This window comes from Sorangium sp. So ce887, assembly GCF_051521455.1.
Classification (GTDB): domain Bacteria; phylum Myxococcota_A; class Polyangia; order Polyangiales; family Polyangiaceae; genus Sorangium.
The window spans coordinates 2,477,151-2,491,584 of record NZ_CP150354.1; the positions used below are offsets into that span (position 1 = coordinate 2,477,151).

10 protein-coding genes are annotated in these 14,434 nt (G+C 71.7%); 6 read left to right on the plus strand and 4 right to left on the minus strand.

The features are described 5' to 3' along the window. Positions 1-60: 60 nt before the first annotated feature. Positions 61-1,569, plus strand: coding sequence for a phenylacetate--CoA ligase family protein (locus WMF36_RS09390; protein WP_437579270.1), 1,509 nt, complete (start codon positions 61-63; stop codon positions 1,567-1,569). Here WMF36_RS09390 and WMF36_RS09395 read toward each other — a convergent pair. Then, the gene (locus tag WMF36_RS09395; protein ID WP_437579271.1) at positions 1,458-3,080 is read right to left on the minus strand and encodes a protein kinase domain-containing protein; all 1,623 of its coding nucleotides are present in this window, start codon (positions 3,078-3,080) and stop codon (positions 1,458-1,460) included. The genes WMF36_RS09390 and WMF36_RS09395 overlap by 112 nt on opposite strands. Before the next feature lie 141 nt (positions 3,081-3,221). Between WMF36_RS09395 and WMF36_RS09400 the strand changes: the two genes are divergently transcribed. Continuing rightward, positions 3,222-4,103, plus strand: coding sequence for an NAD-dependent epimerase/dehydratase family protein (locus WMF36_RS09400; RefSeq protein WP_437579273.1), 882 nt, complete (start codon positions 3,222-3,224; stop codon positions 4,101-4,103). 92 nt (positions 4,104-4,195) lie between these two features. Continuing rightward, entirely contained in the window at positions 4,196-6,259 is a 2,064-nt protein-coding gene (locus tag WMF36_RS09405; RefSeq protein ID WP_437579274.1) for a CotH kinase family protein, read from the plus strand. Between the two features lie 64 nt (positions 6,260-6,323). Here WMF36_RS09405 and WMF36_RS09410 read toward each other — a convergent pair whose 3' ends face one another. Then, positions 6,324-8,075 carry a hypothetical protein gene (locus tag WMF36_RS09410; RefSeq protein WP_437579275.1) on the minus strand — a complete coding sequence of 584 codons (1,752 nt, stop codon included), beginning with the start codon at positions 8,073-8,075 and terminating at the stop codon, positions 6,324-6,326. Between the two features lie 170 nt (positions 8,076-8,245). Continuing rightward, on the minus strand, positions 8,246-9,268 hold the full coding sequence (obgE, locus tag WMF36_RS09415) for a GTPase ObgE (protein ID WP_437579276.1): 1,023 nt from the start codon (positions 9,266-9,268) through the stop codon (positions 8,246-8,248). 121 nt (positions 9,269-9,389) lie between these two features. On the opposite strand from obgE, the gene WMF36_RS09420 reads away from it, so the two are divergent. Then, positions 9,390-10,907 (plus strand): ATP-binding protein, encoded by a 1,518-nt coding sequence (locus tag WMF36_RS09420; protein ID WP_437579277.1) that lies wholly within the window; start codon positions 9,390-9,392, stop codon positions 10,905-10,907. A gap of 27 nt (positions 10,908-10,934) precedes the next feature. Here WMF36_RS09420 and WMF36_RS09425 read toward each other — a convergent pair whose 3' ends face one another. After that, positions 10,935-11,618, minus strand: a complete 684-nt coding sequence (locus WMF36_RS09425) for a hypothetical protein (RefSeq protein ID WP_437579278.1) — start codon at positions 11,616-11,618, stop codon at positions 10,935-10,937. A 478-nt stretch (positions 11,619-12,096) separates the two neighbouring features. Here WMF36_RS09425 and WMF36_RS09430 point away from each other — a divergent pair, with 478 nt between their 5' ends. After that, positions 12,097-13,212, plus strand: a complete 1,116-nt coding sequence (locus tag WMF36_RS09430) for a diacylglycerol/lipid kinase family protein (RefSeq protein ID WP_437579279.1) — start codon at positions 12,097-12,099, stop codon at positions 13,210-13,212. Between the two features lie 412 nt (positions 13,213-13,624). Then, a complete protein-coding gene (locus tag WMF36_RS09435) occupies positions 13,625-14,386 on the plus strand; it encodes a calcium-binding protein (protein WP_437579280.1) in 762 nt (253 codons plus the stop codon). Positions 14,387-14,434: the final 48 nt, after the last annotated feature.

A 14,434-nucleotide genomic window follows, 5' to 3' on the forward strand; every position in this document is an offset into this window, starting at 1 on the left:
GAGGTCGTGCGCTGCCTGCGCGCCTCGGCGTGAAACGTCGGAAGGAGGGGAGAGCTCGCGATGCAGGATGTGCAACCCAGGCGGGTCTTGGCGGCCATCGACGCTTTCCTGAGCACGCCGCTCGACGCGGCGCTGTCGCGGCATCGCGAGGTCGATCCGGCGGCCGGCGCGCTCTCGCTGTTCCACGAGGTCGCCGCGGCCGTCCCTGCGTATCGCCGCTTCCTCGACGAGCACGGCGTGGATCCGGCGGCTGTCCGGACCCCCGCGGATTTCGCGGCGCTTCCCGTGATCACGAAGCAGAACTACGTGCTCCGGCATCCGATCGCGGATCTGTGCCGGGGCGGGCGCGTCGAGTCCTGCGACATGGTCGCCGTCTCGTCGGGCTCGACGGGCAAGCCGACGTTCTGGCCGCGCTTCGTCACGGACGAGCTCCCGGTCGCCCGGCGCTTCGAGCAGGTGTTTCACGACAGCTTCCGGGCCGACGCGCGCCGCACGCTCGCGGTCGTGTGCTTCGCGCTCGGCTCGTGGGTCGGCGGGATGTACACCGCCGCGTGCTGCCGTCACCTGGCGGCGAAGGGGTATCCGATCACGGTCGTCACGCCGGGCAACAACCCGGACGAGATCTTCCGTGTCGTCCTGGATCTGGGGCCGGCGTTCGAACAGGTGGTCCTGCTCGGATATCCGCCCTTCCTGAAGGACGTGATCGACACGGGGCGGGCGCGCGGGATCGACTGGGCGCCTCTCCGGATCAAGCTCGTGACGGCCGGCGAGGTGTTCAGCGAGGAGTGGCGGAGCCTGGTCGGCGAGCGCGTCGGGTCGACGTCGCCCTGCTACGATTCGGCGTCGCTGTACGGGACGGCGGACGCGGGCGTGCTGGGCAACGAGACGCCGCTCAGCATCGCGATCCGCAGGTTCCTCGCCGGGAGGCCGGACGCCGCGCGCGCCCTCTTCGGGCAGGACCGGCTCCCCACGCTCGTGCAGTACGACCCGGCGGTGCGGTTCTTCGAGCAGCGCGAGGGGATGCTCCTCTTCTCGGGCGAGAACGGCATCCCGCTCGTCCGTTATGCGATCCTCGACAGCGGGGGCGTCTATTCGCACGCGGACCTGATGGCGGCGCTCTCCGGCTTCGGCTTCGATCCGCGGCGGGAGCTCGACGGGGAGCGCGGGGCCCGCGAGCTGCCGTTCGTCTACGTGTTCGGGCGCTCGGATTTCACGGTGTCGTACTTCGGGGCGAACATCTATCCGGAGAACGTGGTCGTGGGCATCGAGCAGCCCGGCGTGAAGGAGTGGGTGACCGGGAAGTTCGTGCTGGAGGTCCGCGAGGGCGCGGACAGGGACGCGTTTCTCTCGGTGGTGGTCGAGCTCGCGCCGGGGGAGGGGGAGAGCGAGGCGCGGCGCGAGGCGGCGGCGCTGTCGATCGAGGAGCACCTCGTCCGGCTGAACAGCGAGTTCAGGAGCTACGTGCCGGCCGGGAAGCGCGCGCCGCGGGTGACGCTGAGGGCGGCGGGAGATCCGGAGTACTTCCCGCGCGGGGTGAAGCACCGGTACACGAGAAAGCCGGGGGGGTGATCCCCGCCGCCCTCTGCTGGCCGCGCGCTCTTCAGCCCCTCTCGCCCCGGCCCGCCCTCACCGTCGTCTGCGGCGCCGCGCAGGGCCTCGCAGAACGCCGCCACATCCGGATAACGCTCCGACGCCTCGAACTCGATCGCCCGCTCGAGCACCTTCCGCACGGCATCGCTGCACGGCAGCCGCTCGAGCACCCGCCCCGGATACCGCATCATGATCGGCGGCAGCTCCCCCCCGTGCAGGCAGAACACGGCCGTCATACCGAGCCCGTACACGTCCGCGCGCGCGTCCGCGTCCTGCGGGCGGTGCATGAGCTCGGGCGCCGCGTAGAGGAAGGTCCCCAGCGCGCCGCTCCTCGTGCCCCCGGTCGTGTCGCGCGCCCAGACGAGATCGAAGTCCGTGATCCGCGGCACTCCCTCCGCATCGAGCAGGATGTTCGCCGGCTTCACGTCCCGGTGCACCAGCCCTCGCCCGTGGGCGAACGAGATCGCGTCTCCGGCGCGGAGGAGCATCGGAATCACCCGCTCTCCCGGCAGCCGCTTGCCGATGACCGCGCTGTGCACGTCCTCGCCGTGGACGAGCTCCATCACGAAGTAGTGCCAGCCGCCGTCCTCGCCCTTCGGCTCCAGGATGCGCACCACGCCGGGGTGGTCGAGCTCCGCCATCGCGCGCGCCCCCCGGAAGAACCGCTCGCGCCGCCCCTCGTCGCCCGCGAGGTTTGGGTGCAGCACCTTGATCGCCACCGGCTGATCTCCCCGCCCCGCGTCGAGCGCGCGCCACACGGTCGCGAACCCCCCGCGGCCGATCCGCTCGAGCAGCAGGTACCGGCCCTCGCTGAGCTCCTCGCCGACGTGGAGCTGGCCGCCTTCCCGGCGCTTGCGCCGGAGGTCGACGATCTCCTGGTCCACCTCCGCGGTGCTCGCGCTGGCGGCCTTCAGTCTCACCCGCCGCTTCTGCGCCGCGGCGATCTGCTTGTCGATCGCGCGGATCGCCTCCTCGGCCTCGCGCAGGGTCGCCGCGAGCGCGCTCGTCAGCGCTGCCCTGGCGGGTCCCGCCTCCGGCCGCGCGCTCACGGCGGCTTCCTCCAGCGCCGCGCGGATGTCCTGGACCACGTCCCTCCAGGCTTCATCCGGGTTGGCCCAGCTCGTCACCGCCCCGCCGTCCCGCGGCAGCGCCTGGAGCTCCGCCAGCGCGGTGCCCTCCCAGTCGCACGCGCGCACCAGGATGGGCACCACGCGCGCCGCCCCCCGGCGATGCCGCTCGAGCGCGCTGCCGAGCTCCCGCTCGTAGCAGCTGTCCGAGGCGAGGAACGCCTCGCTCACCAGCAGCAGCACCACCTCGGCGGCGGAGAGCTCCGCCGCGCTCGACTCCTCGCGCGCCGCGCCGGCGCCGATCCGGCCGCGGTGCCACGTGCTCACCAGGCCTTGCCGCTTGAGGGCGGCGAGGTGCGCCTCGAGCGCTTCGAGGTGCGACCGATCCGCGGGGGCGTAGGAGATGAAAACGTTGACCGCCATGCGCTGAGGAGCGTCGCTGCGGCGGCGAGCACGCTGCGTCTCGGCCGCCCGCTCTGCGCCGACCAGGCTACCAGAGGCGGCGCTGGCCCTCGACCATCCGTGGGATCCCCTCTCTTTGCTGGTAGAAGGGTCGCCCAGATCATGCTCGATCCCTCTCCCCCGCTCCTCGTCCTCGGCTGCGGCTTCACCGGCGCGGTGGTCGCCGGCCTGCGGCGGACGTCTGGCGGCCGCGTCGTCGCGACGACGCGCTCCGCCGAGCGCGCCGCTGAGCTCGCGCAGGCCGGCATCGAGGTGAGCGTCCTGCCGGCGCTCACCGCCGAGGCCGTCGACCGGCTCGTGGCGGACGGCGCGGACGTGCTCGTCGCCTTCCCGCCCGACGGCGCGACCGACGCCGCGATCGCGCCGTCGCTCCGCCGCGCGCGCGCGATCGCGTACGTGTCGTCGACCGCCGTGTACGGCGACGCTTCGGGGCGCATCGACGAGGCGACGCCCACGTCGGCCGACGGCCCGCGCGCCGCGGCGCGCCTCGCGGCCGAGGCCGTGTACCGCGAGCGCGGCGCCGTGGCGCTGCGCGCCGCGGGCATCTACGGCCCGGGCCGCGGGCTGCACCAGCGGCTGCTGCGCGGCGACTTCCGCATGACCGGCGAGGGCGATCGGCAGGGCAGGAACGTCGTCTCGCGCATCCACGTCGAGGACCTCGCGCGCCTCGCGCTCGCGGCCCTCGCGCGCGCCGCGCCCGGCGAGGCCTTCGTGGTCGCGGACGACACGCCCGTGCCGCAGATCGAGGTCGTCCGCTGGCTCTGCGCGCGGCTCGGCCTGGAGCTGCCGGCCGGCGCGCCGCGGGAGGATCTTCACGAGACGCTCCGCCACGACCGCGCCGTGGACAACGCGAAGATCAAGCGCGCCCTCGGCATGACGCTGCTCTATCCGAGCTACCGCGAGGGGTTCGAGGCGTGCCTGGCCGTCGAGGCCGCGGCGCCGGCCCTCGTCGCGGCCGCGAGCGCTCCGCAGCATCGCGGGTGAACCGCGAGCTCCGGGCCAGCGCACGTGCGAACATCAGGTGTCGAACGGCGCGAGGGGTACGATGGCCCTCGCCGCCGGTGAAGGAGCATTGCATGAAGCTTGGGTATTGGACTTTGCTTGTACTGGCGGCTGCCGCGGTGGGCGCGGGCTGCGGGGACGATGAGGGCGGGAGCGGCGGCGCTGGGCCGGGAGGCTCGGGCGGGGCGGGCACCGGCGGAGCGGGCACCGGCGGGGGAGGCGGCACGAGCGACGGCGGGGGAGGCGGCACGAGCGACGGCGGGGCCGGCGGGCAGACCCCGATGCCGCCTTGCGAGCCGTCCGACCCCACGCTGGCCGACCGCGACGCGGACGAGCTGTACGCGGGGGACGAGGTCCCGCGCTTCGACTTCCGCCTTCCGGACGAGCGCTGGGCCGAGCTCAAGAAGAACGCCCGCGACGAGGAGTACGTGGAGGCCGAGGCTTGCTACAAGGGCAAGAGCCTGGGCGTCGTCGGCCTGCGCTTCAAGGGCGGTTATGGCACCCTGGAGATGTGCTTCGACGCGGAGGGGAACCTCACCTGCCCGAAGCTCAGCATGAAGGTGAAGTTCGACGAGTACGTCGACGGCCAGCGCTTCTACGCGCAGAAGCGCCTGAACTTCCATTCGATGGTCCGGGACCCCACCCAGCTCCACGAGCGGATCGCCTACGGCCTGTACCGGGAGATGGGCGTCGCGGCCCCGAGGAGCGCGTGGGCCACGCTGCACGTGAACGGTGAGTCGCAGGGGCTCTTCTCGATGGTCGAAGAAGTGGACGGCCGCTTCCTGGAGAGCCACTTTCGCGAGGGGCCGGACGGTGATCTCTACAAGGAAGCGTGGCCGGTCACGGACGACGCCAGCTACTACGCGGAGCGGCTCGAGACGAACGAGGACGAGGCCACGCACGAGCGCGTGGTCGCGTTCTCGACCGCCCTCGCGTCCGCCGAGGGCGACGAGCGCCTCGCCGCGCTGTCGCAGTGGGCGGACATCGAGCAACTGCAGCGCTACATGGCCGTCGACGAGGCGATCGTGAACTGGGACGGGGTCACGACCTTCTACGTCGACAGCGCGGGTGGCGCTAACAACCACAATTTCTACCTCTACGACGAGCCCTCCTCGGGCAAGTTCCACCTGATTCCGTGGGATCTCGACCTGACCCTCGGCGCCAGCACCTACTTTGGCCACGTGCCCCGCTGGACCGAGACGCCGGCGACCTGCCCCACCGTGCTCCCGGTGTTCATGGGCGCCGAGCGGGTGCGCGTGCCGGGCTGCGACGCGCTGCTCGGCGCCTTGAGCCAGGACGCAGCGGGCTATCAGGCCGCGCTCCAGGCGCTGCTCGACGGGCCGTTCAGCGAGGGGCGGCTCGAAGAGCAGGTGGAGAAGCACGCGGCGCTGATCCGCGCTGCCGTCGAGGAGGACCCGTTCGGACCCGGCCTCGCCGCGTGGGAGCTGGCGGTCGAGCGCCTCGAGGACGAGGTGCCGATCCTGCGCGAGCGCCTGAGCCGGTTCGCCAGCAGCACGCCCCTCGTGCCCTTCTCGTTCACCGCGACGGGGATCAACGACTTCGAGGTCGCGGACACGATCGAGCTGTACGTCGGCACGGTGCTCGCCACCAACAGCGCGTCCGGCGCCGTGCAGGGCATCACGCAGGACGCGCCGCTGAACGGCGCGCAGAGCCTGCTCCTGAGCTTCGATTTCCGCGACGAGGCGTCCGCCTGGGGGCAGTATGTGTACTTCACGGCGCCCGTCGCCGAGGGCTCGGTCGACGTGACGCCGCTCGAGGGCGTCCGCTTCTGGGCGCGCGCCGACGCGGCGCGCTGGCTGCGCGTCGACGTCGAGAGCCCCGCGCAGAGCAACGGGATCTCCGGCGTCCGCCACGGCTGGGACGTGCGGCTCGGCGCCGAGCCGGCGCTCATCGAGCTCAGGTTCGCCGACATCGCGCTCCCCGGCTGGGCCATCGACCAGGGGCTCGACCCCGGCGACGACGTGAACGACGTGCTCGCGTCGATCATCGGCCTCGCCTTCAGCCCGGAGATGAACGGCGTCGGCGCGAACGGCTTCCTCGGCCGGGGCAAGGTCGACTCGGGCGCCATCGTGATCGACGACGTCGAGATCTTCGGCGCGACGTCCGGCGCCCCGTGATCGCCTGACGCCGCGGCCCGCCCGATCTCTCCGCGCGCTCTCCGGCGCGCGCCCTTGGGGTTCTTCAGCTCATCTCACCGCCGCCGCGCGCGGGGCGCTGCCCGCGGGCCGGCCGGCGGCGTACCCCGCGGCGGAACCCGAGTCCGGCGGCGAGGAGCAAGGCGGCGACCCCGCCCGCAGAGGGCGTGTCGGCGCCGAGGCGGCAGCCGCAGCCCGACGACTCGCCGCTCCCGGAGGCGCCGGCGCCCGAGCCGGTGGACGGCGCCCCGCCCGAGCCGGAAGCGGAGGCCCCGCCCGAACCCGACGCGGCGTCGCCCGCGCCGGACGACGAGACGGGGTCGAGCCCCGCGCCGACCGACGTGGCGGTGGGCGGCGGCGGCTCGTGGACGCACGTGCCCGCCTCGCACCGCTCGCCCGCGGGGCACGCGACCCCGTCGCAGACGTCGACGCACGCGCCCTCCCGGCAATAGGTGCCGGCCTCGCACGCGACGTCGGCGCACGCCGCCTCGACGCATCGCCCGCCCTCCATGTCGCAGCGCTCGTTCGTCGGGCACCCGCGGCAGTTGCACTGGAGCACGCACACGCCCCCTTCGCACACCTGGCCGGAGTTGCACACGACGTCCTGACACGGGTCGATGCAGCGCCCGGCGCGACAGACCTGGTCGTGCGGGCACACCACACCGTCACACGGAGCGCGGCACTCGCCCCCGTGACACACCTCGCCCACCTCGCACGTCACGTCGACGCAGGCCGTCTCGACGCACAGGCCCTCGTGGCACACGAGCCCATTCTCGCACGGGAACTCCGCAGACCCGCAGTGGTCCACGCAGCGGCCGCGGTTGCACACCTGGTTCTCCGGACAGGGCGCCTCCTCGTCGATGACGTCATCGCAATCGTTGTCGACGCCGTCGCACTGCTCGGCCTGGCTGCCGGGCAGGACGAAGGGAGTGCAGATCACCTGTCCCTGCGCGTCGCAGTCGGAGATCCCGAGGCGGCACGCGCCGATGTTCTCGTCGACCTCGCACGGCTGGCCGGCCTCGGGGCACGTGATGCCGGAGAAGCGGAACAGGAAGTCCTCGTAGTCGAGATCGTTGCCGTTCACCCCTGCCGCGCCGGCCGCGTTCAGGAAGTCGAGATCCTCGAAGCCCAGGTAAAACGTGTTGAGGAGCTCGTTCGACCTGTAGATGAGATCCGAGTACCACGGGCCCGGGGTCGCGCACGCCGTACACTCCACGTTGAACCGGTGCTCGGTGTAATGGTATTGCGTGGCGTTCCCGGTGCCGGTGCCGTTCGGGTTGGGGATCAGCACGAAGCCGATGGTGCCGCCGGCGTACGCGGGGCTCTCCCGGATCGAGACCGCCGTCAGCTCGCGCATCGCGGCGGGCGGCAGGGCGGTCGAGAAGGGAAAGAGGATCTGGATATCGCTCTCCGGCGCCGGTGTGTTGAGGCTGCCTCCGGTGTCCACAGGAACGTACAGCGGCGGGTCGCCGCTCGCGCGGCTGTCGTCGACGTTGTACCAGCCGACGGCGAAGTTGGCGCCGCCTCCCTTGGCGATGTACTTGCCGCTGAACTCGCAGAGCGGCGAGAACACCTGCGGCTCCACCGCGGCGTCGGCCACGACGTCGATCATCTCGTCGATGCCGTCGTTGTTCGCCGACCCGTTGATCAGGTCGCTCAATCGTCCAGGGACCGCAGGAACGACGGTGCCGTTCGGTTGCACGACGTCGGCGCGCGCCGTCCCGCCCGCGCCGAGCGCCGCCAAGAGGGCCACACACCACGCAAGAGCAGACGGTTTGCTGAAGGTCGACCAGCGCATCGGGCTTCCTCTCGTGAAAGGACGCGTGAGTCCGAAACGACAAGTGGACTCCAACTTCGCTCGCCTGTCCAGGCGGGGCGCGCTCGCGCGGCTTCACGACCGATGTGAACGGTGAGCCCACGTGAGGACACCGTGTGATCTGCGCGGAGAGAACACCCCCGCTGAGGCGATCACGCCTCGCGCTTGCGCACGAAGGGCGTGAGCTCGTTGATGAGCTCGGGTACGCCCTCGCCTGTCGCGGCGCTGACGAGGTGGAGCTTCACCTTCGCCTTCGCGAACCGCGCCTTGAGCATCGGGTACGCCTCGCGCACCTCGGTCAGGTCGGCCTTGGTCAGGGCGACGATCTCGGGGCGATCCGCGATCGCCGGGCTGAACTTCTTGAGCTCCTTGCGGAGCGCCCGGTAGTCGGCGAGCGGCTCGCGGCCCTCGCCGGGATCGAGCGTCACGAGGTGGAGGAGCGCCCGCGTCCGCTCGACGTGCTTCAGGAACTGGATGCCGAGCCCGACGCCCTCGCTCGCGCCGGGGATCAGCCCCGGGATGTCCGCGATGACGAAGCTCGACCCGCCCGCCCGCCCGCCGCCGCCGATCTCGACCATGCCGAGCGTCGGGGTGAGCGTCGTGAAGGGATAGTCGCCGATCTTCGGCCGGGCCGCCGAGACGGCCGCGACGAAGGTGCTCTTGCCGGCGTTGGGGAAGCCGAGCAGGCCGACGTCGGCGAGCACCTTCAGCTCCAGGCGGAGCTCGCGGACCTCGCCCGGCTCCCCGGGCTCGGAGCGCCGGGGGGCCCGGTCGTGCGACGACTTGAAGTGCAGGTTGCCGCGGCCCCCCTTGCCCCCGCGGGCGACGACGATCCGCTGGCCGTGCTCGGTCATGTCGGCGATCAGCTCGCCGCTCTCCGCGTCGAAGATCTGCGTCCCCACCGCGAGCTTCTCGACCCGGTCGGCGCCGGCGTGCCCGTGGCAGTCGCTCCCCATCCCGTGCTCGCCCCGGTCGGCCTCGAGCGTGCGCGCGTAGGTGAAGTCGAGTAGCGTGGACAGGCCTTCGTCACCCACGAAGACGACGTCCCCGCCGCGGCCGCCGTCGCCGCCCGCTGGGCCGCCGAAGGGGATGTACTTCTCGCGCCGGAATGCGATCGCTCCATTGCCGCCATCCCCCGCGATGACCTTCAGACGGCACCGATCAACGAAACGCATGGTGGCGGCTCACAGAACGCATGGTGGCGGCTCATAGCATAGAACTGAGGAAAGGCCCCAAAGCGGAAGGCCGCCCCGTGCATCGGGCCGCCCGCCCGACCGCTCGGCCAGGAGATCCCACGTGCGCGCTCGAATCCTGATCGTCGACGACAACACGAGCCTCGCCAGAAATCTTCGCGAGGTCCTGGAGGGCGCGCGCGAGCTCGACGTGGAGGTCGCCCTCGCGCCGGACGGCAAGCAGGGGCTCGCCGCCGCCCGCCGCGACGGCTTCGACGTCGCGGTCGTCGACGTCAAGCTCCCGGACGCGAGCGGCCTCGAGCTCATCGCCCCGCTCCGCGCCGCCGCCCCCCACGGCGAGATCGTCCTCGTGACCGGCTTCGCGACCGTGGACGCCGCGATGGCCGCGCTCCGGGCCGGCGCCTTCGCCTTCATCCTCAAGTCGTTCCGCCCCGAGGAGCTCATCTCCACGGTGGCCCAGGCGATCGAGAAGATCTCGCTGAAGCGGGAGCGGGAGGAGCTCGAGCGGCGGTACCGGGCGATCGTCGACGCGGCGGACGTGCTCATCCTCGGCCTGAACGCCGAGGGTCGCGTCGCCCTCTTCAACCCGCGCCTGTCCGCGCTGACCGGGGTGGGCGGCGACGCCGCGCTCAGCATGCCGTTCTGCGAGACGCTTGTCGACGAGACCGAGCAGCGCCGGTTCAACCAGTCGTTCCAGGGGGTCGTCGAGGGCGACGCCGCCGCCGAGGTCGAGGTCGGCGTCCGGGACGCGGTCGGCGCGATCCGCCGGGTGCGCTGGCACCTCTCCGGCGTCCGCAGCGGCGCGCGCGGCGGCCGGACCGACCTCGTCTATGGCATCGGCATCGACGTGACCGAGCGGCGCGCCCTCGAGCGGCGCGCCGCCGACGCCGAGGCCCTGAACGCCATGGCCCCGCTCGCCCTCGGGCTCGCGCACGAGATCCGGAACCCCTTGAACGCCGCGGTCCTGGAGCTCCACCTGCTCAGCCGCGGCATCGACCGTCTCTCCGACGAGGCGATCCGCGAGCCCATGAAGCGGCGGGTCGGCATCGTCGAGGCGGAGATCGGCCGCCTGGGCCGGCTCCTCGGCGAGTTCCTTGAGCTCGCCCGCCCTCGCGCGCCCCACCGCGAGCCTGTCGACCTGGCCCGGGTCGTCCGCGACGTGCTCGACCTCGAGGAGGAGGCGCTGGCGAGCCACCGGGTCGAGGTCGTCCGCGACCTGGCCGACGACTGCTTCGCGCTCGGCGACGTGGAGAAGCTCAAGCAGGTGGTCCTGAACCTCGTCGTCAACGCCCTCGACGTCATGCCCGACGGCGGGGTCTTGCGCGCGTGTGCCTCGGGGGACGCGCACGAGGTCTGGCTGTCGATCGCGGACACCGGTCCCGGGATCGACCCGACGATCCTCGCGGAAATCTTCGATCCGTTCTTCACCACGAAGGCGGCGGGCACCGGCCTCGGCCTCGCGATCGTCCGGAAGATCGTCGATCAGCACACGGGCCGTGTGGAGGTCAACACGCGCGCCGCCGAGGGCGCGACGGTCCGCGTGCGGCTCCCCCGCTTCACCCCCGAGCCCGTCTCCCGCCCTCCCACCGGCTCCACCCCGCCCCGCGGCGCCGGCATCTGATCGGGTCCTACCGAGACCGAGCGGCGTTCAGCCGACGATACGCATGGGGGGCTTGAGGGGGAGGGGGGGCTTCGAGCCGGGAGCGGAGGGGATCGCGGAGGGGGCCGGCTTGGGGACCGCGTCGCCCTCGAGGGCGGCGAGCGCGACGAACAGCCGGTCCATGCCGTAGTCGAGGGCCACCTCGCGCTGGAAGACGTGGGCGACCTTGATGAGGCGCAGCGACGTCTGCTTGCCGAGGTCGATCTCGCGCTCGAGGAACGCCTCGAACGAGCCGTAGCCCTTCGCCTGATACAGCTCCTGCTGCTGGATCTCGGCGAGCACCACCCCGATATCGAAGAACCCCTTGTCGAGCCGCTTGCGGAGCGTCCGGATCTTCTGGGTCTGGTTGTGGAGCTCGGCGATCTTCGCCTTGATCTCCTCCGCGCCGCTGGGCACGCGGATCGTCGCGCGGGCGCTGCCGGGAGGCGCCGGCTCGGCGGCCCGGGCCCGCGCCTCGGCGGCGTGCTTCGCGGCGTGCCGGGCAGCCCAGGGCGCAGCGCCGCGGAGGCCGAGCTTACGCTTCGAAGCGCTTGACGAAGATTTCGAGTCTTCCTTGATTACCGGATTCAAGGGTTTCGCAAGCTGAGCTTCAGCGCCCCCCTTGGCGCTCGAAGAGGCCTTCTTCTTCGTGCCCGTCTTCTCGGAGCTGCCCTGCTTTGTGATCTTCGGCATGTCGCTGCGTCCCCCGCTGGGTACGAGATCGTCGCGGCCCTTCGCCCCAAGCGCGCGCCGCCCGCGCGGGGGTAAAGACCCGCACGGCTGTCAAGCCCAATTGGTTCGACAGGTCGTCGCCTTACCAAAAAATCGACCTCCCCGTCCACTAAGTTTCGGGGAGGCTCTCGCTTTACCTAGGGTCAGCATGACCCAAGATCGGCCCGAGAGCCAAAACCCATGAGCATCGCATGCTTGGGCGTCTCCCGAAAAGCGGGAGGTCGCCCGCGAGCGGTGTTCTGGTCACGTTGGACTACAGCAAGCTCCCGGCGGGCTCGACGCTTCGATCCACCGGCCGGCGTCGGCTTCTGCGGCTTCTGCGGCTTCTGCGGCTTCTGCGCATGCATTGCCCCCGCATCGGCCTCTGCGCGTCGCCTTCGGCTTCGGCCCGCCCGCGCGATCTGCAAGCGCAGCGGTCGGTCGTGGTAGATCGCGGTCCATGACCTCTCCGCCCGCCGGTCGCGGCTCCGATGACGTCTCCCAGGCCGTGGCCGCTGATGCGCCGCGTCGTCCGAGCGACGTGCCGCGGGGCGCGGCGAGCCACCGGATTGCCGTGGTGGTGAACGGCAACGCCAAGAGCGTGACGGCGGAGGTGATCGAGACGCTCGATCAAATCCTTGACACCGGGGATCTATTCGTGTCGCGGCGGGTGGAGGAGAGCGAGGGCATCGCGCGGATCCTGGTTGACCGGGGCTACGGCACGATCCTCACGGGCGGGGGCGATGGGACGTTCACCGTGGTGGTGACGGCGGTGGTGAACGAGGCGAAGCGGCGCGGGCTGCCGCTGCCGCGGTTCGGGCTGCTCCGCCTGGGGACGGGCAACTCGCTGGCCTGGGTGCTCGGCGCGTCCGCGGGCGCGGGCGCGAAGCCTGGGCTCGCGGTGGACCTCCAGCGGCTGCGCGCCGAGGCCGGGAGCCGGAACCTGCGGCTGGTCGAGGCCGAGGACATCCTGTCGCCGTTCTGCGGCTTCGGGATCGATGCGGTGATGCTGCGCGACTACAACGCGGTGAAGTCGGCGCTCGCGCGCGGCCCGCTGAAGCGGCTCGCGCCGGGGCCGGTGGCGTACGCCATCGCCGCGACGACGCGGACGATCCCGAGCTACCTCGTGCGGCGCACGCCGCACTGCCGCATCATCAACGAGGGCAACGACGCGATCCGCGTCGGCGAGAAGGGGACGATCCTCGGGGCGCCCATCAAGAAGGGCGGCATCATCTACGAGGGGCCGGCGAAGATCGCGGCGCTGTCGACGATCCCCTATTACGGCTTCGGCTTCCGGATGTTCCCGTACGCGGACGATCGCCAGGACCGGATGCAGCTGCGCGTGTCGATGATCTCGCCGTTCACGTTCGTGCGGAACTTCTCGAGCATCTGGAGCGGGGAGTTCGACGACCTGGAGACGGTGTTCGACTACTTCGTCGACGAGGTCACGATCGAGATGGACCCGGCGACGAGCTTCCAGATCGGCGGCGACGTTCGCGGCGAACGCTCGCGCGTGCGGGTGCGGCTGACCGAGCCGATCCGGATCGTGGACTTCTACGCGCCGCCGCGAGGGTAGCGCGCGAGGACGCGCGAGGACGCTGGAGGAGCGCCGCTGACCTGCGACTCCATCCGTCCGCGCACCCTCGCGCGCTGGAATGCTCCTGTGTCCTCGCTGGCGATTCTGGCCGATCCGGGATCTCATGCACCCTGCGCTGATGCTGCAGCTCGAGGCGCGACCCTTCTGGCACAACTCCCTGCCGTGCCCACGGCACATACTGGCAAGCCCGGGGGGAACCGCGGGGCTCGCGGCTCCTTCGATTGCCGGGAAAACAGCGATCTGTGTGGGCGGAGAGGGGCTGGCGCAGGGCTTGCTCCAGGGTTGTGCCATGAAGACACAGCCCTCCCTGATTCGCTCTGCTTCCCTGGGGTCTCTCTCCTTCTCTCTCCTCCTCGCGGCGGTGCCGTTCGGTGCCGGATGCGTCGGATAGGTGATCTCCGCGGAAGGCGAAGGGCGAGACGAGAGCGCGCTCGAAGGCGAGGAGGGCTCCGATGACGGCGAGGGGAGCGATGAGGGGAGCGGCGAGGGCGCGTCCGAAGGCGAGGACGCCGGGGCCGAGTGCACGATCGGCGAAAGCCGGAATTGCACCGTTCACGAGGCGGGCGGCTTCGAGCTGTGCGAGGACGTGCAGGGGGTGCCGACCTGGACTGGGTGCCAGTCGAGCAGCAGCAGCACGCCGCTCGTGCTCTCGTTCGATCAGCGGCCTGTCGAGTACCTGACCTCGATGACCGGCGCCTTCGATCTGAGCGGGCTCGGCGCCACGATCGCCACCGATTGGCCCACAGCGGCGACGCCCTGGCTCGCGTTCGATCGGGACGGCAACGGGGCGATCGACGGCGGCGCGGAGCTGTTCGGCTCGGCGACGGTGCTCGCGAGCGGCGCCCGCGCGGAGAACGGGTTCACCGCGCTCCGCGAGCTCGACTCCGATGGAGACGGCCGGATCACGGCGCGAGACGAGGCGTGGCCGCGGCTCGTGCTCTGGAGCGACAGCGACGCGAACCGCGCCTCGAGCGCCGGCGAGCTCCAGCCGCTCTCGTCGCGCGGGCTGGTCGCGATCGAGCTGTCGTACGGGCGCGAGCGGCGCTGCGACGGGCGCGGCAACTGCGAGATCGAGCGCGCCGCGTTCACGTTCGCGGAGGGGACCTCGACCCGGACGGGCGTGGTCGTCGACGTGCACCTGCGCTGGCAGTGACGTCCCCGGCCGCGGGCGACCACGCCGCGCGAGGTGGTGGCCGGATTT